At 59.7% G+C, this 17,426-nt stretch carries 18 protein-coding genes; 15 read left to right on the forward strand and 3 right to left on the reverse strand.

Annotated features, from left to right (window positions below; genetic code table 11):
* Positions 1-20: 20 nt before the first annotated feature.
* Complete coding sequence (locus WYH_RS12640; RefSeq protein ID WP_169780772.1) at positions 21-299, forward strand: hypothetical protein; 279 nt, start codon at positions 21-23, stop codon at positions 297-299.
* Between the two features lie 47 nt (positions 300-346).
* Here the strand turns inward: WYH_RS12640 and WYH_RS12645 are convergent, their stop codons facing one another.
* Entirely contained in the window at positions 347-631 is a 285-nt protein-coding gene (locus WYH_RS12645; protein ID WP_046905158.1) for a metal-sensitive transcriptional regulator, read from the reverse strand.
* A gap of 104 nt (positions 632-735) precedes the next feature.
* Between WYH_RS12645 and WYH_RS12650 the strand changes: the two genes are divergently transcribed.
* The 4 genes from WYH_RS12650 to WYH_RS12665 all read left to right on the forward strand — a co-directional run bounded on the left by WYH_RS12650 (position 736) and on the right by WYH_RS12665 (position 5,759).
* Positions 736-1,008: a hypothetical protein gene (locus WYH_RS12650; RefSeq protein ID WP_046904115.1), complete on the forward strand. Its 273-nt coding sequence runs from the start codon at positions 736-738 to the stop codon at positions 1,006-1,008.
* A 111-nt stretch (positions 1,009-1,119) separates the two neighbouring features.
* Positions 1,120-1,905 (forward strand): AlbA family DNA-binding domain-containing protein, encoded by a 786-nt coding sequence (locus tag WYH_RS12655; RefSeq protein ID WP_244877921.1) that lies wholly within the window; start codon positions 1,120-1,122, stop codon positions 1,903-1,905.
* 146 nt (positions 1,906-2,051) lie between these two features.
* Entirely contained in the window at positions 2,052-4,265 is a 2,214-nt protein-coding gene (locus WYH_RS12660; RefSeq protein WP_046904116.1) for a copper-transporting P-type ATPase, read from the forward strand.
* A 120-nt stretch (positions 4,266-4,385) separates the two neighbouring features.
* The gene (locus tag WYH_RS12665; protein WP_046904117.1) at positions 4,386-5,759 is read left to right on the forward strand and encodes an APC family permease; all 1,374 of its coding nucleotides are present in this window, start codon (positions 4,386-4,388) and stop codon (positions 5,757-5,759) included.
* Positions 5,760-5,783: 24 nt separating this feature from the next.
* Here the strand turns inward: WYH_RS12665 and WYH_RS16895 are convergent, their stop codons facing one another.
* A complete protein-coding gene (locus tag WYH_RS16895; RefSeq protein ID WP_156320139.1) occupies positions 5,784-5,954 on the reverse strand; it encodes a hypothetical protein in 171 nt (56 codons plus the stop codon).
* A gap of 100 nt (positions 5,955-6,054) precedes the next feature.
* Between WYH_RS16895 and WYH_RS12670 the strand changes: the two genes are divergently transcribed.
* The 6 genes from WYH_RS12670 (at position 6,055) to WYH_RS12695 (ending at position 10,439) form a co-directional block, all read left to right on the forward strand.
* Positions 6,055-6,810: a glutaredoxin family protein gene (locus WYH_RS12670; RefSeq protein WP_046904118.1), complete on the forward strand. Its 756-nt coding sequence runs from the start codon at positions 6,055-6,057 to the stop codon at positions 6,808-6,810.
* 29 nt (positions 6,811-6,839) lie between these two features.
* Complete coding sequence (locus tag WYH_RS12675) at positions 6,840-7,208, forward strand: ion channel (protein WP_244877922.1); 369 nt, start codon at positions 6,840-6,842, stop codon at positions 7,206-7,208.
* Entirely contained in the window at positions 7,205-7,732 is a 528-nt protein-coding gene (locus WYH_RS12680) for a DUF305 domain-containing protein (protein WP_046904120.1), read from the forward strand. The genes WYH_RS12675 and WYH_RS12680 overlap by 4 nt, the downstream gene beginning before the upstream one ends.
* On the forward strand, positions 7,729-8,217 hold the full coding sequence (locus tag WYH_RS12685) for a DUF6692 family protein (RefSeq protein WP_046904121.1): 489 nt from the start codon (positions 7,729-7,731) through the stop codon (positions 8,215-8,217). Before WYH_RS12680 ends, WYH_RS12685 begins: the two co-directional genes overlap by 4 nt.
* Before the next feature lie 93 nt (positions 8,218-8,310).
* Positions 8,311-9,015, forward strand: coding sequence for an NAD(P)-dependent oxidoreductase (locus tag WYH_RS12690; RefSeq protein WP_046904122.1), 705 nt, complete (start codon positions 8,311-8,313; stop codon positions 9,013-9,015).
* A 71-nt stretch (positions 9,016-9,086) separates the two neighbouring features.
* Entirely contained in the window at positions 9,087-10,439 is a 1,353-nt protein-coding gene (locus WYH_RS12695; protein WP_046904123.1) for an MBL fold metallo-hydrolase, read from the forward strand.
* Positions 10,440-10,765: 326 nt separating this feature from the next.
* Here the strand turns inward: WYH_RS12695 and WYH_RS16900 are convergent, their stop codons facing one another.
* The gene (locus WYH_RS16900; RefSeq protein ID WP_156170874.1) at positions 10,766-10,990 is read right to left on the reverse strand and encodes a hypothetical protein; all 225 of its coding nucleotides are present in this window, start codon (positions 10,988-10,990) and stop codon (positions 10,766-10,768) included.
* A gap of 170 nt (positions 10,991-11,160) precedes the next feature.
* Between WYH_RS16900 and WYH_RS12700 the strand changes: the two genes are divergently transcribed.
* From WYH_RS12700 to WYH_RS12715, 4 genes are read left to right on the forward strand one after another with little or no spacing between them, the layout of a single operon-like run.
* Positions 11,161-12,396 carry a TolC family protein gene (locus tag WYH_RS12700; protein WP_046904124.1) on the forward strand — a complete coding sequence of 412 codons (1,236 nt, stop codon included), beginning with the start codon at positions 11,161-11,163 and terminating at the stop codon, positions 12,394-12,396.
* Positions 12,393-13,886 carry an efflux RND transporter periplasmic adaptor subunit gene (locus WYH_RS12705; protein ID WP_046904125.1) on the forward strand — a complete coding sequence of 498 codons (1,494 nt, stop codon included), beginning with the start codon at positions 12,393-12,395 and terminating at the stop codon, positions 13,884-13,886. The genes WYH_RS12700 and WYH_RS12705 overlap by 4 nt, the downstream gene beginning before the upstream one ends.
* The gene (locus WYH_RS12710) at positions 13,883-17,050 is read left to right on the forward strand and encodes an efflux RND transporter permease subunit (protein WP_046904126.1); all 3,168 of its coding nucleotides are present in this window, start codon (positions 13,883-13,885) and stop codon (positions 17,048-17,050) included. The genes WYH_RS12705 and WYH_RS12710 overlap by 4 nt, the downstream gene beginning before the upstream one ends.
* Positions 17,029-17,412 (forward strand): copper-binding protein, encoded by a 384-nt coding sequence (locus tag WYH_RS12715; protein ID WP_224199585.1) that lies wholly within the window; start codon positions 17,029-17,031, stop codon positions 17,410-17,412. Before WYH_RS12710 ends, WYH_RS12715 begins: the two co-directional genes overlap by 22 nt.
* Positions 17,413-17,426 lie beyond the last annotated feature (14 nt).

Raw genomic sequence — 17,426 nt, forward strand, 5'->3', positions numbered from 1 at the left:
CCAACTTTTGGAGAATAATGATGAAAATGATCCTCACCGTCGCTGGCGCGCTTGCTTTCTCGGCAAGCCCGGTCCTTGCTCAGGAGGCCCCTTCTGAAAAGCCCAAAATGTGCGAGATGATGCACGATGGCAAGAAAATGCAGGGTATGATGAAGAAGGACAAGGACGGAAAAATGTCATGCCAGATGATGGACCATTCCAAGATGGACCATTCGAAAATGGACCATGGCCAGTCCGGCCATGGCAAGAAAAAGGCCGCCGAGGCTGAAAAGCCGCAGACCGAACACAAGCACGACTGACCAGCCTTTGGCGTCTGGAGCCGACAATTCAATCGGCTCCAGACGGTCTAACGGGCCATGCGCTCGATGAGAGTGAGAAGTTCGGCGATCTTCTCCGATTGATCGGCCTTGTTGTTCGATGAGAGCGCCTGTTCGATGCAGTGCTTGGTATGGATGTCGAGTACTTTGGTCCTGGCGGCGCGCGCGGCGGCTTCGAGCGCGAGGATCTGCTGCAGGATATCGACGCAATAGCGCTCTTCTTCCATCATTCTCGATATTCCTCGCGCCTGCCCCTCGATCTTGCGCATTCGGGTCAAGACATCACGAAACTTGGGGTTTTGATCATCGCTCATGCCGTTCTCTCCAGACGCCGAGTTCATTCCTGACTGCTTTTGACACAGTTGCAAAGCAGTTCGCAATACACTATACCCCCCTATAGTATGCGACGGAGACAAAGATGACCAATGCGACGACGAAAGGTTCAATCCTTGCCTGGGGCTGGGCTTTCAGCGTCTTACTGCTGATTACCTATCTGCTCTGCGTGGCCTTTGGCTTGATCGCGCCCGATACTTTCCATATGCATGAAGCATGGGCGCCTTTGCTGCCAGGCTTCGATTGGTTGACATGGCCTGGCTTCTTCGCCGGGGCTATCGGCAGCTTTCTCTATGGCTGGTATATCGCGATCCTAGGGGTCCCGCTCGTCCGCTATTTCAGAAAAAGGATCGGGTGAAGAACCGGCAATGTGGATTTATCCGCTGCCGCGAATTCCGCACAGGTCGCAAAGCCTATGACAATGCACAGCTTACCCTTTTCCGGTTCGTCTTTCAGCAAAAAGAGGGAATTGTTCCTGCATACGGTTATCGGGCCAGTGCTGGGCATCTTAATCCTTCATCCGCTCACCGCGCTCGTTTATGGGTCTGGAGGGGCAGCAGCGGCGAGCGTGCCATTTGCTGAGCAGTTGGGCTCGGCGGTCGATCGACTGAGCGCGGCATTTGAAATCGAAATGCTGCCCATGAGCCTGGCTTTCGCGGTGATCGGCGGCGCAATCGGCCTGACGTTTGGTCTTTATCATCTGCGGCTCATGGCAGATCGCCAGATAATCCGCTCTCTGGAGCATCAATTGGCCGAAGAGCTGCCGCTGCTCATCGCCCGAGGCGAGGGCGCACAGCTGGAATTCAAATCGTCGCTGCGTTGGGATACGCGTGAACAGCGCGCAAATCGAAGCCTTCAACAGGTCGTGTTCAAAACGATTGCCGGATTTCTCAACAATGATGGCGGCACGCTGCTCATCGGCGTCGACGATAGCGGGGGCATCGTAGGAATCGAGGCCGATCTGAAGACTCTCAAGCACCCCAATAAGGACGGGTTCGAGCGCGTGCTGATGGACGCGATACGATCAGCACTCGGCGGTAACGCCTGCGCCCTGATCCATTGTTACTTTCACGATCTCGATGGCCGAACTGTTTGCCGCGTGATCGCACAAAAGAGCCTCGAACCGATCTATTTTCTCGACAATGGAGTGGCGCGCTTCTTGCTCCGCGCCGGCAACAGTACACGGGAATTGGATGCGCGCGAAGCGCACACTCACCTTTCGCAGCGCGGAAAAGAATATGCACGGCAGGCATGAGATGATCCTCTGCCATAAATCGGCAAGTCGGGTTGATCTCGTTTCCCGTTTCACGCTGTCACTTTCAGCGGGGTACGCCGCCTGTCAGCTCGGTTCGGCCTTGTCGGCGGAACACTGGCACACCTTTGGCCAGATCCAGGGAGACTATGATGGACCATTCTAATTGCAGCCATAGCGGCCACGGCGAAGCCGTTGCTGGCGATGATGGCCGCTACGATCTCGTTCCCGCTGGTTATGACGGACCGGTTTATACCTGCCCCATGCACCCGCAGGTCCGGCAGCCAAAGATGGGGTCGTGCCCGATCTGCGGCATGGGTCTCGAACTCGAATCCGCGGCCATGGTCGATGACGGACCGAACCCGGAGCTCGTCGACTTTACAAGGCGTTTCTGGGTCGGCGCCATCCTCACCTTGCCGCTGCTTGTTCTCACGATGGGCCCCTATGTGGGCTGGCCGGGCGTGCGCGAAATATTTGGCGAGCGGGCCACCCTATGGATTGAACTGGTGCTCGGTACACCGGTCGTGTTGTGGAGCGGATGGCCGTTTCTCGAACGGGGCTGGAATTCGTTCCGCACCTGGAACCTCAACATGTTCTCGCTCATCGGCATGGGCGTTCTCGCCGCATGGATTTTCAGTGTCGTCGCCGTCCTGGCACCGGACATCTTCCCGGATGGCTTTCGCGATCCAGAGGGACATGTCGGCGTCTATTTCGAAGCCGCGGCCGTTATCGTTACGCTTGTGCTCCTCGGCCAAGTCATGGAGCTGCGCGCGCGTGAAGGCACCGGTAAGGCCATTCGCGCTCTCCTTGATCTTGCAGCCAAAACCGCCCGCGTCATCAGGGCAGACGGCACTGAAGAAGAAATCCCCCTTGAGCACGTGGCTGTTGGCGACCAATTGCGGGTCCGCCCAGGCGACAAGGTGCCCGTTGACGGTGTAGTGCTCAAAGGCCGCTCGTCGATCGACGAAAGCATGATCACCGGTGAACCAGTCCCGGTCGAAAAGGTCGAGGGCGACGCCGTGACCGGGGCAACGATCAACGGAACAGGCAGCCTGGTGATCGAAGCGAAACGTGTCGGATCAGACACCATGCTCGCGCAGATCGTGGAAATGGTTGCGGCCGCACAGCGCTCGCGCGCGCCGATCCAGAAGTACGCCGACAAGGTGGCCGGCATGTTCGTCCCCGCGGTTATCGGCATAGCCGTGCTCGCCTTCATCGCCTGGGCGATCTGGGGCCCCGCACCAGCGCTTGCCTATGCCCTCATTGCTGCAGTTGCGGTACTGATCATCGCCTGCCCCTGCGCTCTCGGCCTGGCGACGCCGATGTCGATCATGACCGCGACAGGAAGAGGGGCGCAGGCGGGCGTTCTGATCAAGAACGCCGAAGCGCTCGAGCGCTTCGAGAAAATCGATACGCTGATCGTCGACAAGACGGGTACGCTGACCGAGGGGCGCCCAAGGCTCGTCGCGGTTATGCCCGAAGAGGGCCACGATGAAATCGAGGTGTTGAGCCTGGCGGCGTCGCTCGAGCGCGGGTCGGAGCACCCGCTCGCAGAAGCGATCGTGCGCGGCGCCGAAGAACGCGGCGTCGCGATGGAAACCGCCAGCGAGTTCGAGGCCGTAACCGGTAAAGGCGTCATGGGCACGGTTTCCGGTAAACGCGTCGCGCTGGGTAACCTTGCGCTCCTGTCAGACCTCGGTTTGGAAGGTGCCACGCTCAGCGAAAAGGCCAATGCGCGCCGCGACGAAGGCGAAACCGTCATGTTCGTGATCGTGGCAGGCAAGATTGCTGGCCTCATCAGCGTTGCCGACCCGGTCAAGGAAACCACTCCTGCGGCGATCAAGGACCTGCACAAGCTCGGCCTTACGATCATTATGGCGACCGGCGACAATGAGCGGACGGCGCAGGCGGTTGCCGCCCGCCTTGGTATCGACGACATTCGCGCAGGCGTTCTTCCCGCGGACAAGGCGCGGCTCATCCGTGAATTGCAGGAAGGCGGTGCCAAGGTGGCCATGGCCGGCGACGGGGTTAACGACGCTCCGGCGCTTGCCCAGGCAGATGTCGGCATTGCGATGGGAACCGGCGCGGATGTCGCGATCGAAAGTGCGGGGATTACGCTCGTTAGAGGCAATCTCGACGGGATCGTCCGGGCCCGCAAGCTTGCCCGGGCTACGATGCGCAATATTCGGCAAAATCTGTTTTTTGCGCTGATTTACAACGCCTCGGGCGTGCCCGTCGCGGCCGGTGTTCTTTATCCTTTCTTCGGCATCCTGATTGGCCCAATGTTCGCAGCCTTTGCGATGAGTGCGTCCTCCATATCGGTAGTCCTGAACTCGCTCAGACTTCGTAGTGCGAAGCTGTGAACATTCGACAATCGAACAAATCGCCATCCCTGATCCATGCCTCAATGCCTCCGCATTGCGGCAGGGCCGGTCGCCTGTGGAAGATGGCAGCGCGACGCAAGCCATAGAAAGGTAAACCGCATGGATAACCATTCGGCGCACGAAGATAATCTGAACAAGAGCAGCATCACCCTGCTTGGCGGCGTTGCCATGGGGACTGGCGTCATGATCGGTGCGGGCATTTTTGCGCTCACCGGTCAGATCGCGGAGCTTGCCGGCCCTCTCTTCCCCCTCTCCTTCGTCGCAGGCGCGCTCATCACCGCGCTCGCATCATACAGCTACATCAAGATGTCGAATGCCTGGCCATCGTCGGGTGGCATCGCGATGATCCTGCAAAAGGCCTATGGTCCGGGTGTCGTCGCGGCCTCCGCATCAGTGCTGATGGCCATGTCGATGGTTATCAATGAGAGCCTGGTGGCGCGAACCTTCGCGACCTATGCGCTGCGTCCGTTTGGGCTCGAAGAAAACGCATTGCTGATATCGGGCTTGGCGCTGGGACTCATCGTTTTCGCCTATCTGGTCAACGCCGCGGGCAATAGATCGGTAAGCGGGTTTTCGCTCGTTATGTCGGCGATAAAGGTTGGCGGGATAGCGGTGTTCGCAGTTGCGGCGATCTGGGCCAGCGGACTGTTCGCAGGCGCCTTTACCGAGCCTGCTTCCTTGTCGAACGGCGAAGCATTGCTCGCTTCGGTGGCCTTCTCGATCCTTGCATTCAAGGGGTTTACAACCATCACCAACAGTGGCGGAGAAATCGTCGATCCGCACAAGAATGTCGGTCGCACAATCATGATCTCGATTGCCGTGTGCATCGTGGTTTATCTGCTCGTCGCCTTGGCCGTTGGCTCCAGTCTCAGCATCGGCGAGATCGTTCAGGCGCGTGACTATTCCCTGGCCGCGGCAGCGCGCCCCGCATTGGGAGATCTCGGGTTCTATTTCACCGTAGCGATTGCCATCTCGGCGACTACGTCGGGGGTCATTGCGAGCGTGTTCGCCGTCTCGCGGATGCTGACAATGCTGACCGAGATGAAGATGATCCCCCACAGCCATTTCGGAATGAAGGGCGGCATCCGTAGCCACATGCTGGTCTATACGGTCGTCATAGCCGGCACACTGGCGGTCCTGTTCGACCTTTCCCGCATCGCCTCGCTCGGCGCCTTCTTCTACCTTGTCATGGACATGCTCGTCCATTGGGGCGTGTTTCGCAGTCTTCGCAAAGAGATCGGCGCCCGCGCTTCCGTCCTGCTCACCGCGCTGGCGGCCGACGCCGTTGTGCTCGCCGCATTTACGGCCGCCAAACTCAAGAGCGATCCGGCCGTGGTTTCCTATGCGGTGATCGGAATCGCGGCCGTGTTCGTGGCGGAATGGATATTTCTGTCCGGCCAGCGCAGGGAGACGAACACAGATTCTATTGAAAACAAGGTCGAGAGCGGAAGCGGCGATCACGACCGTCCTTGAGCGCAACATTGGCTGTTTGGCAGCTCAGATAAATATTTTTGAGGCGGCGCCGTAATTTCGCGCCGCCCCGCCCGTCTTTATTCCTTCGGCTGCAATCGGAATACCGGAAGTTTGTCCATCTTGTCCGTACCAGGCCGCGCGATCGACCGGCAGAAAGAGATTCGCGGGAGGAATGTCGGCGATTGCGACAAACATCGTTTCTCTTTCGAAGAACGATGAAACGAAAACGCGAAACGAACATTGGAATTGAACAAGCAGCCCCAGGCTGTGCGTGTGAACAAGGGGCTGTAAAGGCATGAAAACTGCGAGTGTTTACCGGATGGTGATGGAGGATCATGTCTGTCCCTATGGCATCAAAACGGTCGATCTTCTCAAGCGGCAAGGCTTCGAGGTCGACGATCATCACCTGACCAGCAGGGAGGAAACCGACGCGTTCAAGGACAAGCACGACGTCGAGACCACGCCGCAGACCTTTATGGAAGGCAAGCGCATTGGCGGCTATGACGATGTCCGCGAGTTCTTCGGCAAAAGCCGCTCGCAGCCCGAGGAAGGCGAAACCAGCTATCAGCCGGTCATTGCGATTTTCGCGGTCGCGCTGCTGCTCGCGCTCGGGCTGAGCTGGGCGTTTTTTGACGACCTCTTCACCGTTCGGGCCGCGGAGTGGTTCGTCAGCCTCTCGATGACCTTGCTCGCCGTCCAGAAGCTTCAGGACGTGCGCAGTTTCTCGACCATGTTCCTCAACTACGATCTACTCGCACGGCGCTGGGTGCCCTATGGCTTCGTCTATCCGTTCGGCGAAGCCGCTGCCGGCATTCTCATGACCGCGGGCGCACTGACCTGGCTTTCTGCCCCGCTGGCATTATTCATCGGCACCGTCGGCGCTGTCAGCGTCTTCAAGGCTGTCTACATCGACAAGCGTGAGCTCAAATGCGCTTGCGTCGGAGGTAGCAGCAACGTCCCGCTCGGTTTCGTCTCGCTGACAGAGAACCTGTTCATGATGGGGATGGGGCTCTGGATGGGTCTCAAGGTCTTTACAGGATCCTCGGTTTAATCCTGGCGACCTCGCTGTTCCTGATATCGGTGGGCTCGCACCTCGTCATACTGAATGCGGGCCATACGCTGCTCGAGCAAAACTGCAGCCTTCTGCACAAGCTGGGCATCGCGCTGCTCGTTCTTTTCTCGCATCTGACCGTAGCGGCGTTCTTCGCCGCCGGCTTCTGGATCGGCGAGGAGCTGGGTCTGGGCGGCTTCCGGCAGGCCGGCGCGATGACCGCGATGGACTATTTCTATTTTTCTCTGATCAACGTGACGACGCTTGGTTTGGCGGACATTTTCCCAACAGAGCACCTGCGGGTTCTCGCCGGCGTCGAGGCCCTCACCGGCTTCGCTCTCATCAGCTGCTCGGCGCAGCTATTCTGGACCATGATGCATAAAGGAGAAGAAGCATGACCGAAAAGACGACCCACTCGGACAAGGGAGGGGGCGGCAGCTACTGGCGGTTCATGGCCATGGTGTCGACCTCGACCGTGATCATGTTCTTCTTGATGTATGCCAACACCTTCACGATTGACGATGTTTTCTGGAGCGAAACGCGCTTCTGGATGATGTTCGTCATGGGCGCGATGATGATGATCGTCATGCTGCTCTTCATGTGGGGCATGTACAAGGACCGGACCAAGAACTTCATCATTCTGGGCGTCGGCGCCTTTGTGTTCGCGCTCGCACTATGGCTGGTGCGCAGCCAGACCACCGTCGACGATACCGAATATATGGCAGCGATGATCCCGCACCACTCAATCGCGATCATGACCAGCGAACGCGCGAGCCTGAAAGATCCTCGCGTGCGCGAACTCGCGCAGGCCATCATCGTCGCGCAGCGCCGCGAAATCGCCGAGATGAAATATCTCATAGACGATATCGAGCAGAACGGTCCGCGGACCGAAGAACGCCTCCCCGAGGAGATGCAGCAATGAAAAAGATAGCTTTCACGGCGCTCATCGCGCTTCCGCTCGCCGCCTGCAATTCGAACACCGCTCCGGGCAACGACCGCGAAGCCCAGCTCGACCCGCCCGCTACTGCCGCGCCGATCGAGGCCGCGGCCAGTGCTTTGGCTAATGTCAGCCCGGGCCTGATGCTTCCCGAGACAATGAATGACGCCGATATCGCGGCACTAGGTGCCGGGCAGGCCTGCCAGTTCCGCCTGACCGAAGTGGCCTTTCCCTCGTTTGTCTATGACGGCGACGGGGGCGGTGCGATCAAGATCAATGGCAAATTGATCCCCGTCACCGCCGATGGCCCCGGCAGCTATTCGAATGGCGAGCTTCGGATCAGGACCCGTGTACTGGATGATGAAGGCGATGCGGGTCTGCAAATGCAGGAGATGATCGTCGTCGGACCCCGGATGAAGGACGAGTTCGGGTTCTGGGGATATACCACCTGTCCGGCAGGCGGAGCCTGATACTGGCAGGGCGCATGGGCGGGCCGTTGGCTACCCCGTGCGCCCGCAGCTCCTCCGTTCGTCGCCCTCACCAGTCTTAACAGGAACAAGCAGATGACCGATACGAGGCCCATCGCTGTCTTCGGTGCAGGCGGGAAGACCGGCACCGAGCTATTGCGGCGTGCCCTTGCGCGGGACATACCGATCCGCGCCTTCGAACACACCGTGCCCGGGCCAGACGAGCGGGTGGGCGACTTCGAATATATCGAATGCGATGTGCTGTCGGATGATTTCGCGGGCGATCTCGATGGCTGCCGCGCGGTTATCTCGACGCTCGGTGTCGCTTTCGGTCCGGGCAATGCGATCGATCCACCGCCGCTCTATTCCGATGGCACGCGCAACCTGCTCGGGGCGATGGCACAAGCGAAGATCGACCGCATTGCCGTGATCTCCGCTGCCTTCGTCGAACATCAGTCGAGCGTTCCGGCGTGGTTTGAGCTCACCGCCAAGCCTGCATTGTTCAATATACTCGAGCAGATGCGCGCCATGGAAGCGATGCTCAGCGACGCCCAAGGCATCAAATGGACGGCCGCACGACCGGGCTGGCTCCTGGATGAGCCTTACACCGGCGATGCCGTCATTTCGGACGAACGCTTGGCAGAAGGCTGTTTCCGATGCCGTCATGCAGATCTCGCGGCAAGCCTCCTCGACTTCGTGTGCGAAGACATCTGGATCAACGCAAAACCTGCCATCGGCAGGCCCGAAGCCGAACAGTTCGAAAGTCCTGCCGCCATCAAGGCCGAACTCGGTATCGATTAAACGTCGTATCATTTTTCGACTTGTGACGGGCCCGCACGTTACAAGTTTTGAGCAACAGACAAGGAAGTCGTATGTTTCTGGAGAAGATCAAAACCCCCGGTCTCTCGCACCTCTCGTATATCATCGGCTCGGGCGGGCAGGCGGCGGTCATCGATCCGCGCCGGGACTGCGAGGTCTATGTCGAAAAGGCCCGGGCCGAAGGGCTGGAGATCACGCATATCTTCGAAACCCATCGCAATGAGGATCTGCTCAGCGGCTCGCCGATTTTGGCCGATTTGACAGGAGCCACGGTCTATCACGGGCCCAACGCGGCAGGCGAGATCGTTTTTGCCAATACCGCACGCGAGGGCGATTGTTTCGAGCTGGGTCAATTGCGGATCGAGGTGCTTGAAACACCTGGACACACCGACGATCATCTCGCTTTCGTCATCCATGACAGCGAATATTGCGAGGGACCGGTCGGCGTCTTTACCGGCGATGCGCTGTTCGTCGGCGATGTCGGGCGCACCGACTTCTATCCCGAGCGCAAGGAAGAAGTCGCGGGCCTTTTGTTCGATTCCCTGCAGAAACTTTGCGGCCTCGGCGATCAGGCGATTATCTACCCGGCGCATGGTGCGGGCTCGGTCTGCGGGTCGGGAATGGCGGACCGGGAATTCTCGACAATCGGCCACGAGCGACGCAACAACCCGCGACTGCGCATCTCCGACCGCGACGAGTTCATCAAGGCGAAGGTGGCAGAACACCACTACCAGCCGCCCTATTTCCGGCTGATGGAGCGGCTCAACCTCGAAGGGTCCGATGCCGCGCCGCGGATTATGCGGCCAAGGCGTCTGGGGCTGGAAGACCTTAGCGAGAGCGGCGCTGATCACCTGGTCGATGTGCGCGAGCCGCTCGCCTACGCTGCCGGCCATCTGCCGGGTGCCATGTGCCTTCCGGTGGGAATGATACCGGCCTTTGCCGGATGGTTCCTCGGTGAAGGCGACAGGATCGCGCTCGTCGCTTCCCAGGAAGACCAGCTAGCCCACGCCACGGCCCATCTGGTGCGCATCGGTCTCGATAATGTTGTCGGCGGCTATGTCGGCGTGGTTCCGGCCGCTGCTCAGGGCAAAGCGATGCGCAACATTCCCATGATCGGCACCGAGGAAATCGCGCGCAGGCTCAATCAGGACAGCCGTGAATGGACTTTGCTCGACGTGCGCGACGCGGACGAACGACAGGAAGCAAGCATCGACGGCTCAGAACATATCTATGTTGGCGAGCTCAACACGCGATGGAAAGAGCTCGACCGCAACCGACACTACACGCTGATGTGCGCGAGCGGCATGCGGGCGAGCGTTGCCGCAGGCTGGCTGGCGAGCCAGGGCTTCAAGCGCCTCGACATCTATCTCGGCTCCATGGGCGCTTGGAAGCAGCAAAGCTCGTAGACGATCACCGCGTTCATGTTTCTTTCAATCCCATATTTCCCCGAAGCTCCGCTGCCGGCGAGCCGTGATCTTCCAAAGTCTCAGGCTTGGCACGCACAGGGTGCATTGGTCGTAATACAGTCGATTGTCGGCCGAGACCGGCTCAGGCTAGAAAATCGCATATCACCAAGGCAATGGTTGCGCCTCTGTCCGCAGGTACATGCATCCTTGTCGATAAGCCGCAAAGTCTCTAGGCTCTCGACGATGGCTCGATTGCGTTCCTTTTTGCTGACAATGCTTTGCATTGGTTTCGTGATCCAATCACCCGTGCAGGCCATGCCAACGCCTCAATCGGAGAAGATGCTCGCTTCCGATTGTGCTGAAATGATGCACCACTCTGAGGGCGATGAACCAATGCACAGCCATAACGGCAATACTGACGCACCGTGTGAAGGCATGTCGGCTGATTGTTTGCTTGCAACCAACGCGGTTTCTCCCGTTTGGGTGGGGAGCGATGCGCCTTCGCATGTTGTTAAGCCGTTTTCCGACGGCCCTGTGTATTTGTCGAACATTACTTCACCTCTGCTCAGTCGCGCTTCTGCGCCCGATTACCCCCCTCCACGAATCTGACTTGATTGCATAACCTGAAGGCGAATTGCGCCTTCTGAATGCGTGGTCTTGACGCTGCAATGCACCGCCATTGCCGCCGGACCTCGGCACGCAAATCGAGTGAGAAATTCCCATGAAATGGTCCATAGGCGGTATCCTTGCCGCCTCGCTGATGCAGGCGCAGGTCGTACTCGCGCAGCCGGTTGGCTATGAAGAAGCCTTGCGGGCAGCGCGCGAGGATCAGCCGCTGCTCCAGGCCGCGCAATTGCGTATCGATGGGACGCGAGATGTCTCGGATGCCGCAGATGAGCTGCCCGATCCTATCTTGCGTGGCGGGATTGCAAACCTGCCAATTACCGGGCCTGTGGCGATCGAGTTTGATCGCCAGCTTCCAACGCAGATTGCTGTTGGCATTGAGCAACCAATCCCAAACCTTGCAAAGCGCCGAGCGCGTCGAGGTGTGGCGAACTCAGATGTAGCCATCGCGCAAATGCGATTTGGGGTTGCGCAGCAACGGATCGACATCGCCACATCAGCGGCTTGGATCGACTTGTACTATGCCGAAGAGAAGCTCGCCTTCGCCCATACGGCACTGAGCGATCTGCGCAGGCTTCAGCCGGTGGCAAACAGCGCTGTCGCGTCGGGGGCAGCCCGTCCGGCCGAAAGCCTAGCCATTCGCCGCGAGCTCCTTGTGATCGAAGATGCAATCACAAGAATTGAAGCCGAAAGAGATGCTGCGCGCGCCATGCTCTCGAGCTACATTCAGACAGACGACCCTACTATCGCTGGTAATGCGCCAGCGGCCGATGTCGACAGCGGCAGCCTCGAGCAAGCTCTGAACCTTAACCCCGTCATCCGTCTTGCCGATGCGGCCACCGGACGCGCAGAAGCGAACGCCGACCTCGCGCGCGCCGACTTGCGCCCCGACTTCGGAGTGAGCGTGAACTATGGCCGGCGCGACCCTGCCTTCGGAGATGCATTCTCTGTCATGGGATCGGTTACCCTGCCCATCTTCACCGATCAACGTCAAAAGCCGCGCATTCGTGCCGCCGAGGCAGAGGCTGCCGCTACGCAGGCTGAGCGCGATGATCGGTTGCGGGCACTGCGTGTGCAATTCGAATCCGATCTCGCCACGTGGCGCAGTGCGAAGCGCCAATGGGAACGCGCTCGCGATGAATTGCTGCCGCTGGCCCGGCAAAGGGTTGAACTGGAAACGGCGAGCTTTGCTGCCGGAAACGCAGACCTGATCGATGTGATTGCAGCAAAGGCGGATCTGGCCTTGCTCGATCTTGAAATCTTTGAACGCGAAGCCGCGACCGTGGAATGGGCCGAGATGCTTCGCTTGACCTACGGGGAGCAGCAGCCATGAGCGATACAGTCGACAGCTCCGGCCCTTCAAAGCGAACCTATGCAATCATCGCGGCCGTCGCGCTTGTCAGCCTCGGCGCCGGATACGCGCTCTCGCTCGTAGGAGATGAGGGCGAGGGTGGGATGTCGGGCTCCTCCGAGACGGAGTGCGAAGAGGTGCTCTACTGGTACGATCCGATGGTTCCCGGACAGCGCTTTGACGAGCCTGGCAAGTCGCCCTTCATGGACATGATGCTGGTACCCAAATGCGCGGGAGAAGCCGCCGAAGCGGGCGTCCGGATTGATCCGGGCCTTGTCCAGAATTTCGGCATTCGCACCGCAGCGGCCGAGTTCGGAGTTCTCGAGCCGGAAATCACCGTGACGGGTGTCCTGGCATACAACAGCCGGGATGTTGCCATCGTCCAGCCAAGAGCGGGCGGTTATGTCCAACGCACCTATGGCCTTGCGCAGGACGATGTCGTGCGTCGCGGCGCTCCGATCGTCGATATCTTGGTCCCTGATTGGGGCGGCGCGCAGCGCGAGTACATTGCCGTGCTCGATACCGGCGATCAGGCACTTGCAGACGCGATGCGGCAGCGCATGCGCCTGCTCGGCATGACCGATGCGATGATCGCGTCGGTCGAACGCACCCGCCGCGTCCAGAACACGTTTACAGTCACCGCACCGGTGGGCGGCGCTGTAACAGTGCTGGGGGTGCGTCCAGGCATGACCGTGACGGAAGGCCAGACATTGGCCGAGATTGCAGGCTTTTCGCCGATATGGCTTGAAGCTTCGGTTCCTGAAGCCCAGGCCACAAATGTCCGACAGGGCCAGCCCATCAGTGCGACCCTGGCAGCGTATCCTGATGAGCGATTTGCGGGACGAATTGTTGCCATCCTTCCTAGCGCCGATGCCGCGAGCCGAACCATCACCGTCCGGGCTGAGCTGCCGAACCCACGCGGCAGGTTGAAGCCAGGGATGTTTGCGCAGGTGTCGCTTTCACCCGACACACGGCGAGCCTTGCTGGTACCGTCGGAGGCGGTCATTCGAACCGGCCGCCGCAATCTTGTGATGCTCAAGCAGGATGAAGGCGCCTTTCTTCCAGCCGAGGTCGAAATCGGACGCGAGGCGAATGGCAGGACTGAGATCCTGGCAGGCCTTGCCGAAGGCGAAGAGGTCGTCACTTCCGGGCAGTTCCTGATCGACTCCGAGGCGAGTTTGGCCGGGATCGATATCAGGTCGATCGACGGAACCATGAGCATGGCATCCGATGGCTCAGCAAAGATGAGGACGTACACCGCCACGGGAAGAGTGACGAAAATCGCTGGTGCTTCGATCACTCTCAATCACGCGCCGGTTCCCGCCCTCGAATGGCCAAGCATGGTTATGCCCTTTGCCTTGGCTGACGCCACTCTGGCCGAGGATCTGGAACCGGGCGACCAGGTCGAGTTTACCTTCTCGCAGCACGACACCGGTCCGCGCATCGAGTCTATCAGGAAGACCGAGCGATGATAGCGCGCATAATCGATGCATCGATCGCCAATCGGTTTTTCATCGTTCTGGCGGCCATCGCGGTTACGCTCGCTGGCTTCTGGGCGGTGCGCGCAACGCCTGTCGATGCGATCCCCGATCTGTCTGATGTGCAGGTCGTGGTGCGGTCGAACTATCCTGGGCAAGCTCCGCGCATCGTTGAGGATCAGGTCACATACCCGCTTGCAACGACGATGCTCTCGGTGCCGGGCGCGGAAACTGTGCGCGGCTATTCGATGTTCGGCGACAGCTTCGTCTATGTGATCTTCGAGGATGGGACCGACCTCTACTGGGCGCGCTCGCGCGTGCTTGAATATCTCAACCAGGTGCAAAACGAATTGCCCGACGGAGTGACCAGCTCGCTCGGGCCGGACGCGACGGGCGTTGGCTGGATTTACGAGTATGCGCTGGTTGACCGAACGGGGAACAGCGATCTCGCTGACCTTCGGAGCCTTCAGGACTGGTTCCTGCGTTTTGAGCTCCAGACTATTCCGGGCATAGCCGAGGTCGCCAGCGTCGGCGGCATGGTCAAGCAGTACCAGGTCGTGCTGGAACCCTACCGGATGGCTTCGCTTGGCGTCACTTACAGCGATGTCGTGCGTGCCATCCAGGCCTCCAATCAGGAAGCTGGAGGATCGGTTGTCGAAATGGGCGAGGCCGAGTTTATGGTCCGCGCATCAGGCTATCTCACGTCTCTCGAAGACTTCAGGCAGATTCCGCTGAAATCGGTCGGTAACGGTATCCCCGTCACCTTGTCCGATGTCGCCACGATCCAGCTTGGGCCCGAAATGAGGCGCGGTATCGCCGAGCTCAATGGGGAAGGCGAGGTCGCAGGCGGTATTGTCGTGCTCAGGCAAGGCGAGGACGCACGGGCAACCATCGCGGCTGTCGAAGAGAAGCTCGACGTGCTCCAAGCCAGTCTTCCCGAAGGGGTCGAGATTGTCACGACCTATGATCGTTCGAAGCTGATCGACGCATCGATCGAAAACCTGACCGGCAAACTCATCGCCGAATTCATCATCGTTGCGATCGTATGCGCGTTATTCCTGTGGCACGTGAGATCGGCTTTCGTGGCCATCGTCACGCTCCCGCTAGGGGTTCTGGCCGCCTTTATCGTGATGCGTTTTCAGGGAGTCGATGCCAACATCATGTCCTTGGGCGGCATCGCCATCGCAATCGGCGCGATGGTCGACGCCGCCATCGTTATGATCGAGAACGCCCACAAGCATATCGAGCATTGGGAAGCGGATCATCCCGACGAGGAGATGTCCAGCGGCGAGCGCTGGAAGCTGATTGCGGAGGCGTCGAAAGAGGTGGGGCCAGCGCTCTTCTTCAGCCTTCTCATCATCACGCTCTCGTTCCTCCCGGTTTTTACTTTGCAGGCCCAGGAAGGGCGGCTCTTTTCGCCGCTGGCCTTTACCAAGACCTATGCGATGGCGGCGGCAGCGATACTGTCGGTGACACTGGTTCCTGTACTCATGGGCTGGCTGATCCGCGGCAAGATACCCAAGGAGGATACCAACCTCCTCAATCGCGTGCTGACCAAAGCCTACCGGCCGGGTCTCGATTGGGTGCTCAGCCGACCCAAGACGACATTGCTCGTGGCCGGTCTTGTATTCCTCACGGCGCTGATCCCGTTCACCCGTCTGGGAGGGGAATTCCTGCCGCCGCTCGACGAAGGCGATCTCCTCTACATGCCGAGCGCTCTGCCTGGCCTGTCTCCTGGTGAAGCGTCCGCATTGCTTCAGCGGACCGACCGCCTGATCAAATCCGTGCCCGAAGTCGATACCGTGTTCGGGAAAGCGGGGCGGGCTGATACAGCGACCGACCCTGCGCCGCTCACGATGTTCGAAACAACGATCCGCTTCAAACCGCGCGAAGAGTGGCGGCCGGGAATGACGCCAGAGAAGCTCGTCGAAGAGCTTGATCGTGCAGTGCAGGTGCCGGGACTCGCCAATGTCTGGGTGCCACCGATCCGCAACCGCATCGACATGCTTGCGACCGGTATAAAGAGCCCGATCGGCGTGAAAGTATCTGGCGAGGACCTTGCCGAGATCGAGCGCGTGGCGTTGCAGGTCGAGAATGTTGCCAAGCAGGTTCCCGGAGTCAGTTCCGCTTTGGCAGAGCGTCTGTCGGGAGGCCGCTATGTCGATGTGGACATCGACCGGGTCGCTGCGGCGCGTTTCGGGCTGAATATCGCCGATGTTCAGCAGATTGTGTCAGGCGCGATCGGCGGCGCGAATATCGGCAGAACGGTCGAAGGACTGGCGCGATATCCCATCAATGTGCGCTATCCGCGCGAGATCCGCGACAGCCTCGCAGAACTGCGCGCGCTGCCTTTGCTAACCCCCTCTGGCCAGCAAATCACGCTTGGGACCGTAGCGCAGGTGAGCATCAGCGACGGTCCGCCGATGCTCAAGAATGAGCAAGGCCGTCTCATCAGCGTGGTCTATGTCGATACGCGCGGGCGCGATCTTACTTCGGTCGTAAGTGATCTTCAGGCGGCAGTGTCAGACGGCGTCGATCTGCCTGCCGGTGTGAGCATCTCTTACGCGGGCCAGTTTGAATATCTCACCCGCGCCAATGAGCGGTTGCAGGTCGTCGTTCCCGCGACGCTCGGCATCATTTTCGTTTTGCTCTATCTGATCTTCCGCCGCTTCGACGAAGCGCTACTTGTTATGGGCACGCTGCCCTTCGCCCTGACCGGCGGCTTCTGGCTGCTTTATCTGATGGGCTACAACCAGTCTGTTGCGACATCGGTGGGTTTTATTGCGCTTGCCGGTGTGTCTGCCGAGTTCGGCGTCATCATGCTGATCTACCTCAAGTCTGCGCTGGCCCGGCGCAGCGGTGCCCTCGATGCGGACGGCGTGGGCGAAGCCATCAGGGAGGGTGCTCTTCTGCGCGTGCGTCCCAAGGCGATGACCGTGGCCGTCATTCTTGCCGGTCTCTTCCCTATCCTCATTGGAACCGGCGCAGGTTCGGAGGTCATGAGCCGCATCGCCGCGCCGATGGTAGGCGGCATGATCACCGCGCCGCTGCTTTCGATGTTCGTTATCCCCGCCGCATATTTGTTGATGCGGCGCCCCCGGCCCGAACGGCCAACCCAACCCCAAGGAGAAGAAGAATGCGAACCACAACCCTCATAACCCTATTGGCCGCGCCGCTGGCGCTGGCGGCCTGCGATTCTGGCCAGGACACTGCCGAGATGGAGGACATGCCGATGGCTGAAGATGCAATGATGATGGACGGCCAGGATATGCCAATGACGGACACTGGCAACGCAATGCAGTCCGCGAGTGCGCAAGGCACCGTCACCGCCATCGACGCCGAAGCGGGTACGATCACCGTCGACCACGGCCCGGTCCCCGCAATCGAATGGCCGGCGATGACCATGGCGTTCGAAGCCGATGAGCAACTGCGCAGCGAAGTAAGCGTCGGTGAGGGCATTGCCTTTGAATTTCGTACTGGTTCTGAAGGCAGTGTGATCACGTCGATCACGAAGGAATAAATCGGTCGGGTGGT

It is taken from the genome of Croceibacterium atlanticum (assembly GCF_001008165.2).
Classification (GTDB): Bacteria; Pseudomonadota; Alphaproteobacteria; order Sphingomonadales; family Sphingomonadaceae; genus Croceibacterium_C; species Croceibacterium_C atlanticum.